At 73.9% G+C, this 17,757-nt stretch carries 15 protein-coding genes; 8 read left to right on the forward strand and 7 right to left on the reverse strand.

Annotation, left to right across the window (positions count from 1 at the left end):
- Nucleotides 1–122 precede the first annotated feature (122 nt).
- The 3 genes from E1291_RS17625 to E1291_RS17635 all read left to right on the forward strand — a co-directional run bounded on the left by E1291_RS17625 (nucleotide 123) and on the right by E1291_RS17635 (nucleotide 4,531).
- Nucleotides 123–1,385, forward strand: a complete 1,263-nt coding sequence (locus E1291_RS17625; protein WP_131738907.1) for an alanine racemase — start codon at nucleotides 123–125, stop codon at nucleotides 1,383–1,385.
- Nucleotides 1,385–2,995, forward strand: coding sequence for an N-acyl-D-amino-acid deacylase family protein (locus E1291_RS17630; RefSeq protein ID WP_131738908.1), 1,611 nt, complete (start codon nucleotides 1,385–1,387; stop codon nucleotides 2,993–2,995). Before E1291_RS17625 ends, E1291_RS17630 begins: the two co-directional genes overlap by 1 nt.
- Before the next feature lie 96 nt (nucleotides 2,996–3,091).
- Nucleotides 3,092–4,531, forward strand: coding sequence for a GntP family permease (locus E1291_RS17635; protein WP_131738909.1), 1,440 nt, complete (start codon nucleotides 3,092–3,094; stop codon nucleotides 4,529–4,531).
- 27 nt (nucleotides 4,532–4,558) lie between these two features.
- On the opposite strand, the gene E1291_RS17640 is transcribed toward E1291_RS17635, so the two are convergent.
- Entirely contained in the window at nucleotides 4,559–5,188 is a 630-nt protein-coding gene (locus E1291_RS17640) for a TetR/AcrR family transcriptional regulator (protein WP_165495164.1), read from the reverse strand.
- Between the two features lie 382 nt (nucleotides 5,189–5,570).
- Here E1291_RS17640 and E1291_RS17645 point away from each other — a divergent pair, with 382 nt between their 5' ends.
- Nucleotides 5,571–7,067 carry an MFS transporter gene (locus tag E1291_RS17645; protein WP_207400781.1) on the forward strand — a complete coding sequence of 499 codons (1,497 nt, stop codon included), beginning with the start codon at nucleotides 5,571–5,573 and terminating at the stop codon, nucleotides 7,065–7,067.
- Here E1291_RS17645 and E1291_RS17650 read toward each other — a convergent pair.
- From E1291_RS17650 to E1291_RS17660, 3 genes are read right to left on the reverse strand one after another with little or no spacing between them, the layout of a single operon-like run.
- Nucleotides 7,013–7,882 (reverse strand): helix-turn-helix transcriptional regulator, encoded by an 870-nt coding sequence (locus tag E1291_RS17650; protein WP_165495165.1) that lies wholly within the window; start codon nucleotides 7,880–7,882, stop codon nucleotides 7,013–7,015. The genes E1291_RS17645 and E1291_RS17650 overlap by 55 nt on opposite strands.
- Before the next feature lie 54 nt (nucleotides 7,883–7,936).
- Entirely contained in the window at nucleotides 7,937–9,580 is a 1,644-nt protein-coding gene (locus E1291_RS17655) for an AMP-binding protein (RefSeq protein WP_131738911.1), read from the reverse strand.
- The gene (locus E1291_RS17660) at nucleotides 9,577–11,259 is read right to left on the reverse strand and encodes an AMP-binding protein (RefSeq protein WP_131738912.1); all 1,683 of its coding nucleotides are present in this window, start codon (nucleotides 11,257–11,259) and stop codon (nucleotides 9,577–9,579) included. Before E1291_RS17660 ends, E1291_RS17655 begins: the two co-directional genes overlap by 4 nt.
- Before the next feature lie 365 nt (nucleotides 11,260–11,624).
- Between E1291_RS17660 and E1291_RS17665 the strand changes: the two genes are divergently transcribed.
- The 3 genes from E1291_RS17665 to E1291_RS17675 all read left to right on the forward strand — a co-directional run bounded on the left by E1291_RS17665 (nucleotide 11,625) and on the right by E1291_RS17675 (nucleotide 14,285).
- Nucleotides 11,625–12,692 carry a GlnX family signal transduction membrane protein gene (locus E1291_RS17665; protein WP_131738913.1) on the forward strand — a complete coding sequence of 356 codons (1,068 nt, stop codon included), beginning with the start codon at nucleotides 11,625–11,627 and terminating at the stop codon, nucleotides 12,690–12,692.
- Nucleotides 12,689–13,915 carry an ABC transporter substrate-binding protein gene (locus tag E1291_RS17670; protein ID WP_131738914.1) on the forward strand — a complete coding sequence of 409 codons (1,227 nt, stop codon included), beginning with the start codon at nucleotides 12,689–12,691 and terminating at the stop codon, nucleotides 13,913–13,915. Before E1291_RS17665 ends, E1291_RS17670 begins: the two co-directional genes overlap by 4 nt.
- Nucleotides 13,916–14,003: 88 nt before the next feature.
- Nucleotides 14,004–14,285 (forward strand): DUF1905 domain-containing protein, encoded by a 282-nt coding sequence (locus tag E1291_RS17675; RefSeq protein WP_131738915.1) that lies wholly within the window; start codon nucleotides 14,004–14,006, stop codon nucleotides 14,283–14,285.
- On the opposite strand, the gene E1291_RS17680 is transcribed toward E1291_RS17675, so the two are convergent.
- The gene (locus E1291_RS17680; RefSeq protein WP_131738916.1) at nucleotides 14,282–14,551 is read right to left on the reverse strand and encodes a hypothetical protein; all 270 of its coding nucleotides are present in this window, start codon (nucleotides 14,549–14,551) and stop codon (nucleotides 14,282–14,284) included. The two genes, E1291_RS17675 and E1291_RS17680, sit on opposite strands and share 4 nt — an antisense overlap.
- A gap of 184 nt (nucleotides 14,552–14,735) precedes the next feature.
- Here E1291_RS17680 and E1291_RS17685 point away from each other — a divergent pair, with 184 nt between their 5' ends.
- Nucleotides 14,736–16,229 (forward strand): alpha/beta fold hydrolase, encoded by a 1,494-nt coding sequence (locus E1291_RS17685; protein ID WP_165495166.1) that lies wholly within the window; start codon nucleotides 14,736–14,738, stop codon nucleotides 16,227–16,229.
- A gap of 327 nt (nucleotides 16,230–16,556) precedes the next feature.
- Here E1291_RS17685 and E1291_RS17690 read toward each other — a convergent pair whose 3' ends face one another.
- Entirely contained in the window at nucleotides 16,557–17,009 is a 453-nt protein-coding gene (locus E1291_RS17690; RefSeq protein WP_131738918.1) for a nuclear transport factor 2 family protein, read from the reverse strand.
- Between the two features lie 339 nt (nucleotides 17,010–17,348).
- Nucleotides 17,349–17,546, reverse strand: coding sequence for a hypothetical protein (locus E1291_RS17695; RefSeq protein WP_131738919.1), 198 nt, complete (start codon nucleotides 17,544–17,546; stop codon nucleotides 17,349–17,351).
- Nucleotides 17,547–17,757: the final 211 nt, after the last annotated feature.

The following is a 17,757-nucleotide window of genomic DNA, read 5'->3' on the forward strand; positions in this document are numbered from 1 at the left end:
TCTTTCCCTGGGGCGGTCACGATCCGGCACGGGGCCGTTGACCGGTGCCCGGAAGTGATGTTACAACCGCAGCAGCACATTACGCAATGAGCGTTGCATATTGTGCAATTCAGGAGGTCAGAATGGTTGCGAGCATCGACGCCGCGGCGGTGGACGCCCTCGCCGGCGAACGGCTCGACTGGCGGTTCAAGGCGGTCCCCGCGGCCGCGCACGGCATGACGGCCGCGGACGCCGCCGCCGCGCGGACCCCGCTCGCGGACTACGGCACGCCGCTGCTGACACTCGACGCGGGCGCGCTCGGCCACAACGTCGCCGCCATGGCGGACTGGGCCGCCGCCGCGGGCGTCGAGCTCGCCCCGCACGGCAAGACCACGATGGCCCCGGCGCTGTGGCGGCGGCAACTCGACGCGGGCGCGTGGGGCATCACGCTCGCCAACCTCCCACAGCTGCGCGTCGCCCGCGCGTTCGGCCTCCGGCGGATCCTGCTGGCCAACGCGCTGGTCGATCCGGCCGGGCTGGCCTGGCTCGCCGGGTGGCTCGACGGCGACCCGGACCTCGCCTTCCTCTCGTGGGTCGACTCCGAGCGGACGGTCGCGCTGATGGACGCCGCGCTGCGCGCCGCCGGCGCGCAGCGGCCCGTCGAGGTGTGCGTGGAATTGGGCGCCCCGCACGGGCGGACCGGCGTGCGCGACGACGCCGAGGCCCGCGCGGTCGCCGAGGCGGTGCGCCGCGCGCCGACCCTGCGGCTCGCCGGGGTCGCCGGGTACGAGGGCGCCCTCGCCCACGACGCGTCCGACGCGGGCCGCGGGGTCGTCGACGCGTTCCTGCGCCGCATGGCCGCCCTGCACGGGACGCTCGACTACGAGACCGCCGAGCCCGTCGTGACGGCGGGCGGCAGCGCCTTCTTCGACCAGGTCGCCGACGTCCTCGGCGGGCTCGGCGCGCGCGTGGTGCTCAGGTCGGGCGCCTACATCGTGCACGACGACGGCTTCTACCGGGGCATCACGCCGTTCTCACGCGGCGCGGACGGCGCGGACGGCGGGCTGCGCTCGGCCATGCACGGCTGGGCTCGGGTCGTGTCCCGGCCCGAGCCCGCGCTCGCGCTGCTCGACGCGGGCAAGCGCGACCTGCCCTTCGACGAGGGGCTGCCCGAGCCGCAGCTCGTCCGGGGGAAGGGCGCCGGGCCGCTCGCGGGCGCCCGCGTCACCGCGCTCAACGACCAGCACGCGTTCCTGGTGGACGGCTCCGCCGAGGTCGGCGACGTCGTCCGCCTCGGCCTGTCGCACCCGTGCACCGCGCTCGACAAATGGACGCTGATCCCCGTCGTGGACGACGCGGACGCCCCCGAACCCGTCGTCGTCGACTTCGTCAGGACGTGGTTCTGATGCCGGGCACCGTCATCCGCGGCGCCACCGTCGTCGACGGCACGGGCGCCCCCGGGCGCGTCGCCGACGTCACCGTCGACGGCGGCCGGATCACCGAGATCGGGCCGGGCCTCACCGGGACGGCCGTCATCGACGCGACCGGCCTCGTGCTCGCCCCCGGGTTCATCGACATGCACGCCCACTCCGACCTCGCGCTGCTGGCCGCCCCCGACCACCTCGCCAAGGTGAGCCAGGGCGTGACCTGCGAGGTCATCGGGCAGGACGGGCTGTCCTACGCCCCGTCCGACGACACGACGCTGGCCGAGATCCGGCGCACCATCGCCGGGTGGAACGGCGACCCGCCGGGGTTCGACTGGTCGTGGCGCGGCGTCGGCGAGTACCTCGACCGGCTCGACGAGGGCATCGCCGTCAACGCCTGCTACCTCGTCCCGCAGGGCTCGGTGCGGATGCTCGCGATGGGCTGGGCGGACCGCCCGCCGACCGCCGCCGAGCTCGACCGGCAGCGCGAGCTGGTCGCCACCGGCATGCGCGAGGGCGCGGTCGGCATGTCGAGCGGACTCACCTACGTGCCCGGCATGTACGCCGCCGACGACGAGATCGCCGAGCTGTGCCGCGTCGTCGCGTCCCTCGGCGGCTTCTACGCGCCGCACCACCGCTCGTACGGGGCGGGCGCGCTGGAGGCGTACGCGGCGATGGTCGAGCTGTCGCGCCGCTCGGGCTGCGCCCTGCACCTGGCCCACGCCACCATGAACTTCGGTGTCAACCGGGGCCGCGCGCCGGAGCTGCTCGCGCTGCTCGACGAGGCCGTCGCGGGCGGCTGCGACATCACCCTGGACACCTATCCGTATCTGCCGGGCTCCACGACCCTCGCCGCGCTGCTGCCGAGCTGGGCCGCCGCGGGCGGCCCGGCGGCGCTGCTGGCGCGGCTGGCCGACCCCGCCGACCGCGCGCGGATCCGGCACGCGATGGAGGTCGAGGGCTCCGACGGCTGCCACGGCGTCCCGGCCGAGTGGGACACCATCGAGATCTCCGGTTCACCGGACGGCGCCGTCGTCGGCCGGACCATCGCCGACCTGGCCGCCGCGGCGGGGCGCCCCCCGTTCGAGGTGTACTGCGAGCGGCTCGTCGCCGACGACCTCGCCACGACGATCCTGCAGCACGTCGGGCACGAGGAGAACGTCCAGGCGATCATGCGGCATCCGTGCCACACCGGCGGCAGCGACGGGCTCCTGCCCGTGGTCTCCGGCGACGGCGGCGCGGTGAAACCGCATCCGCGCGCGTGGGGGACCTTCCCCCGCTACCTCGCCCGCTACGTCCGCGACCTCGGCGTGCTGAGCCTGGAGGAGTGCGTCGCGCACCTGACCGGACGGCCCGCGCGGCGGCTCCGGCTCGCCGGCCGCGGCCTGGTCAGGCCCGGCCACCACGCCGACCTCGTGCTGTTCGACCCCGCGGCCGTCCGCGACGCCGCGACGTTCGAGGACCCCCGGCGGCAGGCCGAGGGCATCACCCACGTGTTCGTCGGCGGGACGGCCGTCATCTCCGGCGGCCGTCACACCGGCGCCCTGCCCGGCCGTTCCCTCCGCCGCGCCCCCGACGGCACGACCCACTGACCCGCCCCCGCTCCCCTTCCCGCCCCCGCTCCCTCGCCCGTCCCGCCGACACGGCCGGACTCTCGTCGCCCCCCGCAACCCGAAAGGTCACCCCCCATGGTCCATTGGCTGCAACACGAGACGGGCGGCCTGCTGCTCCTGTGCGCCGTGTCGATCGCGGTCCTGCTGTTCCTCATCATCAAGGTCAGGCTCGAACCGTTCATCGCGCTCGTCGTCTCCAGCTTCGCGCTGGCGCTCGCCGCCGGGCTGAGCGTCGAGCGGATCGTCGGCACCGCGCTGAGCTCCAAGACGTCCCTGCTGGAGACGGGGTTCGGCGGGCTGCTCGGGCACATCGCGCCGATCGTCGGCCTCGGCACCATCCTCGGCGCGATCCTCGAACGCTCCGGCGGCGCCGACGTGCTGACCCGGCGGCTGCTCGCGGTCGCGGGCGAGCGCGGCGCGCCGCTCGCGATGGGCCTGACCGGGCTCATCTTTGGGGTGCCCGTATTTTTCGACGTCGGCATCTTCGTGCTGGCGCCGCTCGTCTACATCACCGCCAGGCAGGGCGGCAGGTCCCTCGTCCTGTACGCGCTGCCGCTGCTGGCCGGGCTGTCGATGACGCACGCGTTCCTGCCCCCGCACCCGGGCCCGGTGGCCGCCGCCGGGCTCCTCGGCGTCCCGCTCGGCTGGCTCATCGTGTTCGGCCTGATCTGCGGCGTCCCCGCCTTCCTCGTCTCCGGCGTCGTGTGGGGCGCCTGGATCGGCAAGCGCGTCGTCGTCGCGGTGCCCGAGGAGTACGTCACCGGGGAGAAGGCCGCCGAGGACGCCGCCGAGGAGGAGCGGGACCGCGAGGAGACCGCGGAGCGCGGCCCGGAGCGGCGCGAGGACGAGCCGTCCCTCGCCCTGGTCGGCCTGATCATCGCGGTGCCGCTGGTGCTGATCCTGCTCGCGACGTTCGGCACGGTCTGGTGGAAGGGCAGCGCCGCGCTCCCGGCGCTGACGTTCCTCGGCAACCCGGTCGTCGCGCTGACGATCGCGGTGCTGCTCGCCATGTACCTGCTCGGCACCCGACGCGGCGTCCCGGCCGCGGAGCTGTCGGAGCTCGCGACCCGGTCGCTGCGGCCCATCGGCATGATCCTGCTGGTCATCGGCGGCGGCGCGTTCTTCGGCTCGGTCGTGTCGGCGACCGGCGTCGGCAAGGCGCTGGCCGACACGCTCTCCGACGCGGGCCTGCCGGTGATCGTGCTGGCCTACCTCATCGCCTGCGGGCTGCGGCTCGCGCAGGGCTCGGCGACCGTCGCCATCGTCACCACCGGCGGGATCGTCGCGCCGCTCGTCCAGGCCGAGCACCACTCGCAGGCGCACGTCGCGCTGATCGCCATCGCGATCTCGGCGGGCTCGATCATCGCCTCGCACGTCAACGACGGCGGCTTCTGGATCATCTCCCGGTACTTCAACATGTCCGTCCGCGACACCCTGCGCACATGGACGGTGCTGGAGACGATCCTGTCGGTCGTGGGCTTCGCGATGGCGGCCCTCCTCAGCGTCTTCATCTAGGAGGGACGGATCCGGGAGAGGCGGGGCTCAGCGCCCCAGGACGCACCGGACGTGCGCCAGGATCGGCGTGGACAGGCCGGGCAGCGCGGCGTGCTCGCCCCGCGCCACCTTCCCGGTCACCAGCGACGCGACGCCGCCGACGAGCATCCGGCAGGCGAACTCGGGGTCGGGCAGCGCGCGGAACCGCTCGTCCTCGACGAGGAGAGCGTCCACGATCTGCACGAAGCGGTGCTGCACCGCGTACCGCTGCGCCGCCGCGGCCGGGCCCGCCGCGTAGATCTCCAGCAGGAACGTGCGGGCCCGCGCCCCGTCGGTCGCCAGCGCGCCGAGATAGGCCGCCAGCACCCGTTCCAGGCGCAGCATCAGCGGGAGGTCGGCGACGCCGAGCACGTCCTCGATGATCTCCACGATGCTGTCGGCCGCCTCCTGGTAGGCCGACAGGAAGCACGCCTGCTTGTCGGCGAAGTGCTCGTAGAACGTCTCACGGGACACGTGGGCGCGTTGCAGCACGTCGGCCACGGAGGTGCTCACGTACCCCTTCTCACCGACCGCCTCCGTCATGCCCTGGAGCATCCGTGCCCGCTGGGACGCGCGGACCTGCTCGCGGGTGAGGCGGTGGCGGCCGCGGGGGAGTGAACCGCCGCCGTGGGGGGCCATGGGGCCAAAGCTACCAACAGGGGGACCCAACGAGAACAATTCCAACATCACGAACATCCGTGTTCACAAGTGTTACGGTGCTGTCTGCACAACGGGGGCCGGACGCCTCCGCCCGTCGGGCGGGGCGGCCGAGGATCATGGCCCGGCGCAGCCGGATCGTGGTGACCGTTCCGTCGGGCAGTGCGCCAACGGGGGCCGATCTGCTCTGGACGTCGCGTGCCACCGCGCGGGCGCTGACCCCGTCGCCGGGCCCGATCGCCGGCCCTCCGGGGCAGCGGACACCGCGCGGCCCCGCGGTTCTCCGTCCCGGAAACGCCGGTGCTCTCCAGAGGGTGCTCCCGTCCGTCCGCAACCGCGCGGCGGCGGCCGGGGTTACCCGTGCGTGAATCCTCCCCCCGGGCCCGCGGCCCGCACCGGCGGGCGGCGCCCGGCCGGGATGCTGGCGGTGCTGCTGGCCGGCCAGTTCATGGTCAACCTCGATACCGCCGTCGTGAACGTCGCCGGTCCGGCGATCCGGGACGGGCTGCACCCGTCCGAGGGCGCCCTCGAACTGGTCGTCTCCGGCTACACCCTCGCCTACGCCGTCCTGCTGATCACCGGTGCCCGGCTCGGCGACGCGCGCGGGCACCGGCGGATGTTCCTGCTCGGGCTCGCCGCGTTCACGCTCGCGTCGCTGGCCTGCGGGCTCGCCCCCGCCACCGGCGCGCTGGTCGCGGCGCGGCTGGCGCAGGGCGCGGCGGGGGCGCTGATGGTCCCGCAGGTGCTCGCGGGCATCCAGATCCACTTCACCGGGACGGCGCGGGCCCGCGCGCAGGGGCTGCTCGCGGTCGCCCTGGCCGGCGGCGCGGTGGCGGGCCAGGTGTTCGGCGGGGTACTGGTCTCGGCGGACCTGGGCGGACTCGGCTGGCGGCCGATCTTCCTCGTCAACGTGCCCGCCGGGATCGCCCTGCTGGCCGCGGGCGCCCGGCTGCTGCCGCCCGACACCGAGACCGGCACCGAGACCGGCACCGGCACCGGGGCGGCCCGGCGGCTCGACCCGGGCGGCGTCGCGCTGCTGACGGCGTGGGCGCTGCTGGCGACCGTCCCGCTGCTGTTCGGCCGGGAGGCTGGCTGGCCCCCGTGGGCGTGGCTCTCGCTCGCCGCGAGCGTGCCCGCCCTGTGGCTGTTCGTCCGGCGGCAGCGGCGCGCCGCGTCCCGTGGCCGGACGCCGCTGGTCGACCTCGGGCTGCTGGCGCGGCCCGTCGTCGCGTGGACGCTCGGCTCGCTCGCCGCGGCGACCGGCACCTACTTCGCGATGCTGTTCGTGCTCGCGCTGCACGTCCAGGAGGGACTCGGGCGGAGCGCGCTGTTCTCCGGCCTGGTGCTCGTGTCGTGGGTCGCCGCGTTCGGCGTCGCGGGCCCGGTGCTGCCGCGCCTTCCCGCCCGCGTCTCGGCGTGGGCGCCCGTCGCCGGTTACATGCTGCTCGCCTTCGCCTACTTCACGATCGGCCTGGCGCACGCGGACGGCGCGGCGCTCGTCGCGCTGCTCGGATGCGGCGGGTTCGGGCTCGGCCTCGGCTTCGCCCCGCAGCTCGGCCGGCTCACCGCGGACGTGCCCGCCCGGTCCGCCGCCGACCTCAGCGGGCTGATCAACACCAACTCCCAGCTGGCGGGCGTCGCCGGGCTCGCCGCCTTCGGGACGCTCTACCTCGGCCTGCCCGGCGGCTCCCGGCACGCCTTCACCGTCGTCATGACCGCGTTCGGATGCGTCGCGCTCGTCGCGTGCGCCGCCGCGTTCCTCGGCGGCCGTGCGGCGGCCCGTACAGCGGCCCGGGCCGCCGGGGGTCAGGGCAGCAGCCCGGCCAGCCGCGCCGCCGTCACCGCCTCCAAGCGGGTGTGACTGTCGAGCTTGCGCATCGCCGAGCGCAGGTAGCTCTTCACCGTCTCCGGCAGCACCCCGAGGTGGTCGGCGGCCTCGGCGTTGGTGCAGCCCACGGCCACGTACGACAGGACGTCCAGCTCGCGCGGCGACAGGGCCGGCCGCGCGGGCGCCGCCGGGGCCTCGCGAGGCCCGCCGGGGCCGGCGAGACCCGCGGCGGCGAGCCGCAGCGTCATCTCGCGCAGCCGGTCCCGGGTGGCCGCGTCCTGGACGCGCTCGGCCAGCGCGCGCAGCTCGGCGTGCACCGCCCGGACCTCCTCCCAGCGCGCCGCGTCCCCCGGCGGCCCCGTCCCGTGGGGGACCCGGCCGAGCGCCTCGCCCGCCCGGTCGCGGACGGCGAGGTCCTGCTCGACGTCGCGGGCGGCCTGCACGGTCGCGCCGACGATCCGGTCCGCCAGCGACAGCGGCTCGCGCAGCGCCCCGTACAGCACGCCGCGGACCCTGCGCCGCACCACCACGGGCACCGCCACGATCGACAGCAGCCCCTCCCGGCCCACCGGGGCGTCGTAGTCGTGGCTGATCGACGCGGCGGCCGGGTAGTTGCTCACCCACGCCGGCCGGCCGAGCGCCATCGCCTTCCCGCCGAGGCCGGTGCCCTGCCGCACCACCAGGCCGCTCAGCGACCCGGTGGTGTTGCCGACCAGCTCGGTGATGCGCAGCCGGTCCTGGCCGCTGAGCGCGCCGCCGAACACCATGGGCAGGCCGGTGCTGCGGTGCAGGGCCAGCACCGCCGTCCGCACCGCGCCCGCGTCGTCGGCCACCGGCGGGGTCTGCATGGTCAGAGCATGCCCCGGCGCGGGCCGGCGCGGAAGGCCGCGGGCGGGGAAAGCTCACGCGTGCCGGGCGGCCGCCGCATCGCCGAGCCCCAGGATCGCGATGGCCTCGGCGCGCATCTGCACCTTGCGGACCTTCCCGGTGACCGTCATCGGGAACTCCTCGACGACGTGCACGTACCGGGGGATCTTGAAGTGCGCGAGGCGGCCCGCGCAGAACTCGCGCAGCGCCTCGGCGGTCAGCTCCGGCGCGTCCGGCCGCAGCCGCACCCACGCCATCAGCTCCTCCCCGAACCTCTCGTCGGGGACGCCGATGACCTGCGCGTCCACGATGTCGGGGTGGGTGTAGAGGAACTCCTCGACCTCGCGCGGGTAGACGTTCTCGCCGCCCCGGATGACCATGTCCTTGATCCGGCCGGTGATGTTGACGTAGCCGTCCTCGTCCATCACCGCGAGGTCGCCGGTGTGCATCCAGCGCGCCGCGTCGATCGCCTCCGCCGTCCTGTCCGGCTCCTCCCAGTAGCCGAGCATCACCGAGTACCCGCGGGTGCACAGCTCGCCGGGCGTCCCGCGCGGCGCGGTCACGCCGGTGCCGGGCTCGATGACCTTGACCTCCAGGTGCGGGTGGACGGTCCCGACAGTGGAGACGCGGCGGTCCAGCGAGTCGCCCGCGCGGGTCTGGGTCGACACCGGCGACGTCTCCGTCATCCCGTAGCAGATCGTGACCTCGGCCATCCCGAGCCGCTCGATGACCTGCTTCATCACCTCGACCGGGCACGGCGACCCCGCCATGATCCCGGTGCGCAGGCTCGACAGGTCCAGCCCGTCGAGGGACGGGTCGTTCAGCATCGCGATGAACATCGTCGGTACCCCGTACAGTGACGTGCACCGCTCCTGCGCGACCGCCGCCAGCGTCGCCGCGGGCTCGAACCCGGGTGATGGGATGACCACGCAGGCGCCGTGGCTGGTCGCCGCGAGGTTGCCCATCACCATCCCGAAACAATGGTAGAAGGGCACCGGAACGCAGACGCGGTCCTCCTCGTCGTAGCCGCACAGCTCGCCGACGAAGAAGCCGTTGTTGAGGATGTTGTGGTGCGACAGCGTCGCGCCCTTGGGGAACCCCGTCGTCCCGGACGTGTACTGGATGTTGATCGGGTCGTCGGTGCTCAGCGTCGCGCCGATCGCGGCCAGCGGCGCCGCGTCGGCGGCCCGCCCCGCCTCCACCAGCGCCTCCCACCCGGCGGTGCCGATGAGCAGCACGTCGGCCAGCGCCGGGCAGCGCGGCCGGACCTCCTCGATCATCGCGGCGTAGTCGGAGGTCTTGAACCCGGGCGCCGCGACGAGCGTGCGAACGCCCGCCTGGCCGAGGACGAACTCCAGCTCGTGCGCCCGGTAAGCCGGGTTGATGTTCACCAGGATCGCGCCGAGCTTCGCCGTCGCGTACTGCACCAGCACCCATTCGGCGCAGTTCGGCGCCCAGACGCCGACGCGGTCGCCCTTGCCGACGCCGAGCCCGAGCAGGCCGAGCGCGACCGCGTCCACGTCGGCGGTGAAGCGGGCGTAGCTCCAGCGCCGCCCGGTCGCCCGCTCGACCAGGGCGTCCCGGTCGGGGAACCGCGCGGCCGTCCGATCCAGGTTCGCGCCGATCGTGTCGCCGAGCAGCGGCGCCGCCGCCGGACCCGAGGCGTAGGAGAGCGTCATCGCAGGTCCTCCTCGCGGAACTCGCCGGGCGGACGGTCGTCCACGCCCGGATGCCTGCCGGCCTCGGCGTTGCGCAGCTCGACCCGGCGGATCTTCCCCGAGATCGTCTTGGGCAGTTCGCCGAACTCCAGCAGCCGCACCCGCTTGTACGGCGACAGCTGCGCCCGGCAGTGCGCGAAGATCGACCGGGCGGTCTCGGCGTCGGCCGCCCGGCCCGCCGCGAGCGTCACGTACGCCTTCGGCACCGCCAGCCGCACCGGGTCCGGCGAGGGCACCACCGCCGCCTCCGCCACCGCCTCGTGCTCGATCAGCACGCTCTCCAGCTCGAACGGGGAGATCTTGTAGTCGGACGCCTTGAAGACGTCGTCGGCCCGGCCCACGTAGGTGATGTAGCCGTCGGCGTCGCGGGCGCCGATGTCCCCGGTGTGGTAGTACCCGCCCGCCATCGACTCCTCGGTGCGCTCGTCGTCGCCGTGGTAGCCGGTCATCAGCCCGAGCGGCCGGTCCTCCAGGTCGAGGCAGATCTCGCCCTCGTCGCCCGGCTTCCCGGTCAGCGGGTCGATCAGCGCGACCCGGTACCCGGGCACGGGCCGTCCCATCGAGCCGGGACGGACCGGCTGCCCCGGCGTGTTCGCGATCTGCACCGTCGTCTCGGTCTGCCCGAACCCGTCCCGGATCGTCACGCCCCACACGTCCCGGACGCGCTCGATGACCTCGGGGTTCAGCGGCTCGCCCGCCGCGACGACCTCGCGGGGCGGCGTGCCGAGCCGGCCGAGGTCGGCCTGGATCAGCATCCGCCACACGGTCGGCGGCGCGCAGAAGCTCGTCACCCCGCACCGGTCGACGGTGTCGAGGAGCCGGTCGGCGTCGAACCGCGTGTAGTTGAAGATGAACACGCACGCCTCGGCGTTCCACGGCGCGAAGACGTTGCTCCACGCGTGCTTGGCCCATCCGGGCGAGGAGATGTTCAGGTGGACGTCGCCGGGCCGCAGCCCCAGCCAGTACATCGTCGACAGGTGCCCGCCCGGGTACGAGGCGTGCGTGTGCTCGACCAGCTTCGGCTGCGCGGTGGTCCCGGACGTGAAGTACAGCAGCAGCGTGTCCCGCGACATCGTCAGCCCGAGCGGCGAGAACGTCTTCGGCGCGTCGTAGGCGTCCTCGTAGCGCAGCCAGCCGGCCACGGGCCCGCCCACCGCGATGCGCGTGAACTCGCCGGTCAGCCCCTCGAACTTGGCGGTGTCGGCGGCGCCCGCCACCACGTGCCGGGCGCGTCCCCTGGTCAGCCGGTCCTGGAGGTCGGCGGGCCCGAGCAGCGGCGTGCTCGGGATCAGCACGGCGCCGAGCTTCATCGCCGCCAGCACCGTCTCCCACAGCTCGACCTGGTTGCCGAGCATCAGCACGATCCGGTCGCCGCGCCGCACGCCCGCCGCCCGCAGCCGGTTCGCGACCTGGTTGGACCGCGCCGACATCTCCGCGAAGGAGTACCGGGCCTCCGAGCCGTCCTCCTCGACGATCCACAGCGCCGGGTCCGCGTTGTCCTCGGCGATCGCGTCGAACCAGTCCAGGGCCCAGTTGAACCCGGTCAGCACCGGCCAGCGGAAACTCTCGTACGCGGTCGCGTAGTCGTCGCGGTGCGCGAGCAGGAAGTCGCGCGCCGCGCGGAACTCGACTGCCGGCATGGTCTCTCCTCGTAGCCGCACGGACACCTGGTTAGGAGGATGGTTGGCCATGCACGTGACCCACGCCACCCCCGAACGGGGGTGGTCCGCGCCGCGCGGCGGACCCCGGCCCCCGCCGTGACCTGTTCCTACCCGGCCCGCGCCCGAAAGTTGATCTCCTGTCCGGCCGACCGCGCGACGCGTCCGGGCCGCCGTGCCGCGGGGCCGCAACCGGCCATTTCGGTCGTACGGGAGAACGAGCCCGGCGACCGGGAGCGGATGGACGAAAGAGCAGGTCAGATGCCGGGAAAGGAGCATCGATCTCGCCGGTTTCATGGCGTTTTGGGGGCAAGTGGAGCAAGGCGGGCCTGGGTTAGCGTGACCGAATGCCGTCCACGCTGGCCTCCCGCGCGGTGGCCGGGAACGCGACCTCCCGGAGGTGGAGCACCCCGCGCTGGCTGTGGTCGGCGACGGGTCTCGCCGTCGCGCTCACGCTGGTGTTCTGGCTGGCCGCGACGAGCGTCCTGTCACGCGGCCAGGCCGACGTCCGCGGGGCGAAGGACCGCGCCGCCCCCGCCTTCGTGAGCGCCCGGACGGCCCAGGCTGCACTGGCCGACGCCGACCGCGCCGCCTGGCAGAGCGCCCGCTCCGGCACGATCCGGCTCACCGGCCCCGGCCGGCAGTTCCGCGACGACCTCACCGCCGCCGGCGACGGCCTCGCGCGGCTCGCGCAGTCCGATCTCGGCGGCGCCGCCGGACGCGACCGGATCCGCGAGGTGAACGCGCAGGTCGTGGCCTACCAGGGGCTCGTGGAGCAGTCCGACGCCGCCTATCGCGAGGGCGTTCCGGCGCTCGGCCTCGCCTACCTGACCTACGCCTCCGACCTCCTGCACGACCCGGCCGACGGACCGCTGGCCCGGCTCGGCAAGATCGCGGAGAGGGACCGCGCGGCCGTCGAGGACCTCGGCGCCTCGTTCTGGACGGGGACCGGCGCCGTCGTCACCACCGGTGGCCTCGCCGCGGTGCTGCTGACCCACCTCGGCTACGTCCAGGTCTCGATGGCCAGGCGCTTCCGGCGCGTCCTCAACCTGCCGCTGCTCGCCGCGTCCGCCCTGCTGCTGGGGCTGGCGCTGTGGACGGCGACCGCCCTCGGCGACGTCGAACACCACTTCGACGCCGCCGCCGGGGGCACGCTGCACGGCTCCGACAGGACGCTGCTGGGCCAGATCGGCGCCGCCGACTCCGCGGCCCGGTCACTGGCCCGGAACGGCCCGGACTCCGGCTACCGCCTGAACCTCACCGCCGCCAACGGGTCGCGGGCCTCGCTGGACTCAGCGCTGGCCAAGGCCGCGGAAACCGGTGCCCTCCCCGTGGGGCTGCCGCTCCTGTCCCTCACGGCCGCGGCCCTCATCGTGGGCGGCGGCCTGCTCCGGCTCCGTGAGTTCCCCGCATGAGCACACGACCCCTGCGCGCCCTCGCCTCGCTGCTCCTGCTCTGCGTCCTCACCGTCTCCGCCTGCGGCTCCGGCGAGCGGGAGACCATCACCATCCTCGGGCCCTGGGTCGGCAAGGAGCAGGCGACCTTCGAGAAGGTGCTGGCCGACTTCGAGAAGCAGACCGGCTTCAACGTCGACTACACCGGCACCAGGGACGCGCGCGCCGTCCTCGCCAGCAACCTCCATGACGGTCATCCGCCCAACGCGGCCGTGCTGTCCACCCTCGGTGACCTGCGGGCCTACGCCGCGAGCGGCCGGCTCAGCCCGGTCGCAGCCGGCCTCCCCGCCGGCCGGGGAGGCGACCTGACCACCGTTCCCGGCCCGGACGGCGCACGTCCGTACGGGATCGTGGTCAAGGCGTCGGTGAAAAGCCTGATCTGGTTCCCGCGCACGCTCGCGCCGGGCGTCCGCGACCGCCTAGGCAAGGCGCGCTCCTGGGACGAGCTCGCCGCCGCCGCGTCCGGGCTCGGCCGCCCCTGGTGCCTCGGCTTCGCCGACAAGTCCGCTTCGGGCTGGCCCGGGACCGACTGGATCGAGGACATCCTCCTGCACCGGGCCGGAGGTGAGGTCTACGACGCCTGGGTGTCCGGAACGCTGCCTTGGACGTCACCCCAGGTCCGCGCCGCCTGGCAGACCTTCGGCTCCGTCGTCGCCGCGGGTTCCGGCGACAGCCTGGTGACCGGCTACGCGGCCGCGAGCGCCCGGATGTTCGAGCCGAGACCCGGCTGCGCACTGGCGCACGGGGGCGCGTTCATCACGACCCTGGGCAGCGGGCCGGGCGCCCGGGACGCCGACTTCGTCCCCTTCCCCAAGGGCGGCGACATCGAGATCGGCGGTGACGTCCTCGGAGTGTTCGACCGCGTCGAGGCCACCGACGCGCTCGTCGCCTACCTGACGAAAGAGCCGGTCCAGAGGAAATGGATCCAGGAGCAGGGCAGCGGGGCGTTCTCGCTCAGCCGGGCGGTGCCTCCCGCCGCCTATCCCGACCCGCTGTCCCGCCGGATCGCCCAGACACTCGCCGACGCGACGTCCGTGCACTTCGACGCCTCGGACACCTTCCCGCCCGTCCTCGCGGAGGCGTTCGACCACGCCGTCCTCGAATACGTGGCCGCGCCCTCTCGTCTGGAGGAGATCCTGGCCGCGCTGGACAGAGTCCAGAAGGCGAGCCCGCCGGGTTCCTGACCACGACCACCCTCCACCTGGCATGACGATGAGTTTCGCGGCTCCGGACGGTCTGTCCTTGGAGAGCCGCGAAAGGGAGGGCACGAGCATGAGCAAGACGGCCACGCTGGACGAGGAGTTCACCGTCCCGCTGCGCAAGAGCCCCGCCAAGGGCGGCTGGACCTACGTGGTCTGGCCCCGCTCCGTCGAGTTCTTCGGGACGAGGGGACTGGTCAAAGTCCGGGGCACCATCGACGGGCACCCCTTCCAGGGGTCGTTCATGGCCCTTGGAGACGGCACCCACAAGCTGGCGGTGAAGGCGGAGATCCGGGCGGCGATCGGCAAGGACGTCGGCGACGACGTCACCGTCCACCTGGAGGAACGCCTCTAGAGTCCCGGGCCGCGGGCGTCCACGCCGAGGAGTGCCGCGCAGTCCTGGCAGGCGTAGGCGGCGCTCCCGTCCGGGAAGCGGCCCACCGGGATGTGAGGACGGGGCCAGCGCTTGTCGCAGACGACGCACCCGGCGCCGCGCCGCTGTGCCCGGGAGAGACCTGTCGTGGGGATGGCCGTGTCCCGCCCGAAGCGGGCACCGGCCTCGCGATGGTGCTCGTCGCCGTCCGACGCCGCCGGTGCCGAGGGTCTGTTTAAGATCAACATGGGTCGATCCTGCCGCCGCCCGGCAGAAGTTCAACTCACGAAGATGTAACGGACGCGACTTCCGTAGGATTTCGGCGGCCTCCAGACCGTCCTCAAGGGGGAGGGCGATCCCTCCCGGGTAGCGGAGGCGGGCTCCACTCCGTGGGCGATGTGCTCTGGGTTTCGCCACTGCGAAGCTCCTGCCATGAGGCAGATCACGAAGAGGGCGGCCGTGCTGGCCGCCGCGTTCGCGGTCGCGGCGACGGGCGGCACGGCCGCCGCGTCCGCGCAGCGCGCCGGCCGCGAGCCCGGGGACTGCGTGGCCGTCCCCGGCGCCGACTGCGGAACGGTCCGGGTTCCGCTCGTCCGGTCGCGCCCGGAGCTGGGCACCACCACCGTCGCCTACGCCGTGATCCGGCACCGCGACGCGTCCCGTCCCGCCAAGGGGACGTTCACCGTCAACCCCGGCGGGCCGGGCGACTCGGCGCTGGTGTACGCGCCCGGGTACGCCGCGACGTTCGCGGGTCTGCTGAAGGACCACGACCTGCTGATCGTGGAGCCGCGCGGCGTCAACCGGTCCGACCCGGCGAACTGCGGCGCCGGCCTGCCGCTGCCCGCGACCCGGGACGGCTTCGTCCGCATGATCGGCGCCTGCGGCACGGCCCTCGGCGAGCGGCGCCGCGCCTACACCTCGGCGGAGATCGCCGACGACATCGACGCCGTCCGGGCGAGGCTCGGGATCCCCCGCCTGGACCTGCTCGGCGAGTCCTACGGCACCTACCTGATGACCGTCTACGCCCAGCGGCACCCGGACCGGGTGCGGTCCGCCGTGCTGTCCAGCGCGTACCCGCTGGCCTTCGACCTGTGGGCCCGTCCCAACGTCCGGGCCGCCAACCGGGCGGTACGGCTGCTGTGCGAGCGCAGCGGGGGTGCCTGCGACGGCGACCGGGTCCTGCGCGACGTCTCCCGCCTCGCGGGACGGCTCAAGGCGCGTCCCCTCCGCTACACGCCCGAGGGCGGCGGACCGGCCCGCGACCTGGACGACACGTCCCTCGCCGCGATCGTCTACGGCGCCGCGAGCGGTGCGCCGGAGGACATCGGGGACCTCCCGGCGATGGTCCGCACCGCGCTGAGCGGCGACACCCGCATGCTCGTCGAGGCCGCCGGGAAGGCGGGCCCGATGTCGGGCTCGGCCCTTCGCCGGAACGAGGAGCAGGAGTTCAACGTCGCGCACGCCGCCGCCGTGATGTGCAACGACTACCCGACGCTCTGGGACCGCAAGGCGCCGGTCCGGACCCGCCTGCGCCAGTACGCGGCCGGCCGCGCCGCGCTGCCCGAGCGGACGTTCTGGCCGTTCGGCAAGGTCGCCTGGACCAGCGCCATCAGCGACCAGGGCGACGCCTGTATCCGCTGGCCGGACCGCGACGCCCCGGCCCAGCCGACGAACGGGCCGTTCCCGGACGTGCCCGTGCTGGTCGTGTCCGGCGACCTGGACCCCAACACTCCCACCGAGTCGGGACGTCTGGCCGCCCGCCAGTTCCGCCGCGCCACCGTCGTCGAGGTCCCCAACGTCGGCCACGTCGCCGAGCGGGAGCCGAGCGGCTGCGCCGCGGGCATCGAGTCCGCGTTCGTCCGCGACCTGAGGCCGGGCGACCTGTCCTGCCTGGCCGCCGTCCCGCCCGTTCCCGTCCGCTCCTGAGACCACGTGGGTGCCGCCCACCGCGGGGGCGGGCGGCACCCGACCCGAAACGCCGTATCGCGGACGCGGCCATGGTTACCAACACCATGCGAACCTCGGAGCCGATCTTGGTTGTGCGCCCGCCACGTCCGGGCCCGCGGGCGCGACCCACGCGCCCCCTCACCATGCGCCGCCACGTCACCCGCCACGTGGGCCTGCCGCCCCGCGACTACCGCCAAGCCTTCGGCGCCACCACCGGCCAACCCCGAGACGCTGATTCCGCGCGCTCAGGACGCCCGGCCGGGTAGGCGACCACGCCGCACACGGCGCGGATCTTCCTCTCCGGCGTCAGGACCGCTCACTCGCCAGCGTCGCCAGGTTCTGGTTGCCGTCCGCCCACGTCACCGTCATCACGAGCCCGCGGATCCTCCAGCCGCCGTCCCGCACGAGGTCGAACCGGTACGTCCCGCCCAGCGTCCACAGCGGCGACCCGAACGGGTTCGCCAGCCGGTGCGTGGCCTGGAACACGGCGGTGCACACGGCGGTGTCCCCGTCCAGGGTCACCAGGTGGTTGCCCAGGATGTGCTGCGTCGCGTCGTACCCGCCCAGCCCCGCCTTCCACGCCCCACCGATCTGCTCGGCGCCGATCGTGATGGGCTCCCCACCGTTGAGGCTGGTGTAGTCCAGCGCCACGCTCTCGGTGAAGATCTCCCTCAGCCGTTCCCACTCACGCTGGTCGGCGTGCCAGGCCATCCGCGTACAGACCTCGATGATGTCGAGCCTGTCCTCAACACTGCTCATGATTCCCCTTGGAAGACATTGGTCCCCGTAACCCCATCGGGCACGCAAACTATCGAACCGCTCCATCCGCCCCGTCCAATGCCCCCTCTCATAGCCGTCGGCTATCGCCTCCGCCCCGGGGCACGAGCGAGGCGGGCGCGAGCCCGGAGGGGTGGCGCCGTTGGGCCGCAGCGATCGGAAGACGGCGCCACCCCAGCTCATGCGGCGAGCGGGACCCTACCTGCACAGACGGCCGGCGTGCGACCGCCCATCCACTGAACGGAAGGCGCGGTGGTGCGGGGACCTCGGGGGCGGCGTCAACCCGCACCACCGCGCCGGTCTCGGGGCTCGCGTGATGTGTCAGGCGGGCGGCAGCCCGAGCATCCGCCCGATCGTCTCGGCCGCCTGCTCGGCCGTGACACCGAGCTGCGCGCCGTGGTCGGGCCCGCAGTACCAGAGGAACGCCTCCCGATGCCGAGCCCACACCACGTAATGCGGCCCGAGCCCCGACCGGATGAGATGCAGAATCTCCGTCCCGTGCGGCAATATCGGCGCCACACCCGAAAACCGCCGGCTCACCAACAGCGCCAGCTCGGCCAGCCGCTCACCCGGTGAAGTGGACGCGGGGGGCTCTGCCGCGTCACCTGTCCCCCCGCGCCCACGCTCGAAGTCACTCACCGCCGCACCCATGCTTCATCGGTGCGCCGAGAGTGGTGGCCACGACCAACGCCGCGTCCACGATCCGATCGGCCTCGGCGATCGGCTCACC

The organism is Actinomadura roseirufa, from assembly GCF_900659635.1.
Lineage (GTDB): Bacteria > Actinomycetota > Actinomycetes > Streptosporangiales > Streptosporangiaceae > Spirillospora > Spirillospora roseirufa.

Bases quoted from the DNA above. Each gene is read 5' to 3' on its own strand.
- E1291_RS17625 (WP_131738907.1), top strand. From the start codon at position 123: ATGGTTGCGAGCATCGACGCCGCGGCGGTGGACGCCCTCGCCGGCGAA.
- E1291_RS17630 (WP_131738908.1), top strand. From the start codon at position 1,385: ATGCCGGGCACCGTCATCCGCGGCGCCACCGTCGTCGACGGCACGGGC.
- E1291_RS17635 (WP_131738909.1), top strand. From the start codon at position 3,092: ATGGTCCATTGGCTGCAACACGAGACGGGCGGCCTGCTGCTCCTGTGC.
- E1291_RS17640 (WP_165495164.1), bottom strand. From the start codon at position 5,188: ATGGCCCCCCACGGCGGCGGTTCACTCCCCCGCGGCCGCCACCGCCTC.
- E1291_RS17650 (WP_165495165.1), bottom strand. From the start codon at position 7,882: ATGCAGACCCCGCCGGTGGCCGACGACGCGGGCGCGGTGCGGACGGCG.
- E1291_RS17655 (WP_131738911.1), bottom strand. From the start codon at position 9,580: ATGACGCTCTCCTACGCCTCGGGTCCGGCGGCGGCGCCGCTGCTCGGC.
- E1291_RS17660 (WP_131738912.1), bottom strand. From the start codon at position 11,259: ATGCCGGCAGTCGAGTTCCGCGCGGCGCGCGACTTCCTGCTCGCGCAC.
- E1291_RS17665 (WP_131738913.1), top strand. From the start codon at position 11,625: ATGCCGTCCACGCTGGCCTCCCGCGCGGTGGCCGGGAACGCGACCTCC.
- E1291_RS17670 (WP_131738914.1), top strand. From the start codon at position 12,689: ATGAGCACACGACCCCTGCGCGCCCTCGCCTCGCTGCTCCTGCTCTGC.
- E1291_RS17675 (WP_131738915.1), top strand. From the start codon at position 14,004: ATGAGCAAGACGGCCACGCTGGACGAGGAGTTCACCGTCCCGCTGCGC.
- E1291_RS17680 (WP_131738916.1), bottom strand. From the start codon at position 14,551: ATGTTGATCTTAAACAGACCCTCGGCACCGGCGGCGTCGGACGGCGAC.
- E1291_RS17685 (WP_165495166.1), top strand. From the start codon at position 14,736: ATGAGGCAGATCACGAAGAGGGCGGCCGTGCTGGCCGCCGCGTTCGCG.
- E1291_RS17690 (WP_131738918.1), bottom strand. From the start codon at position 17,009: ATGAGCAGTGTTGAGGACAGGCTCGACATCATCGAGGTCTGTACGCGG.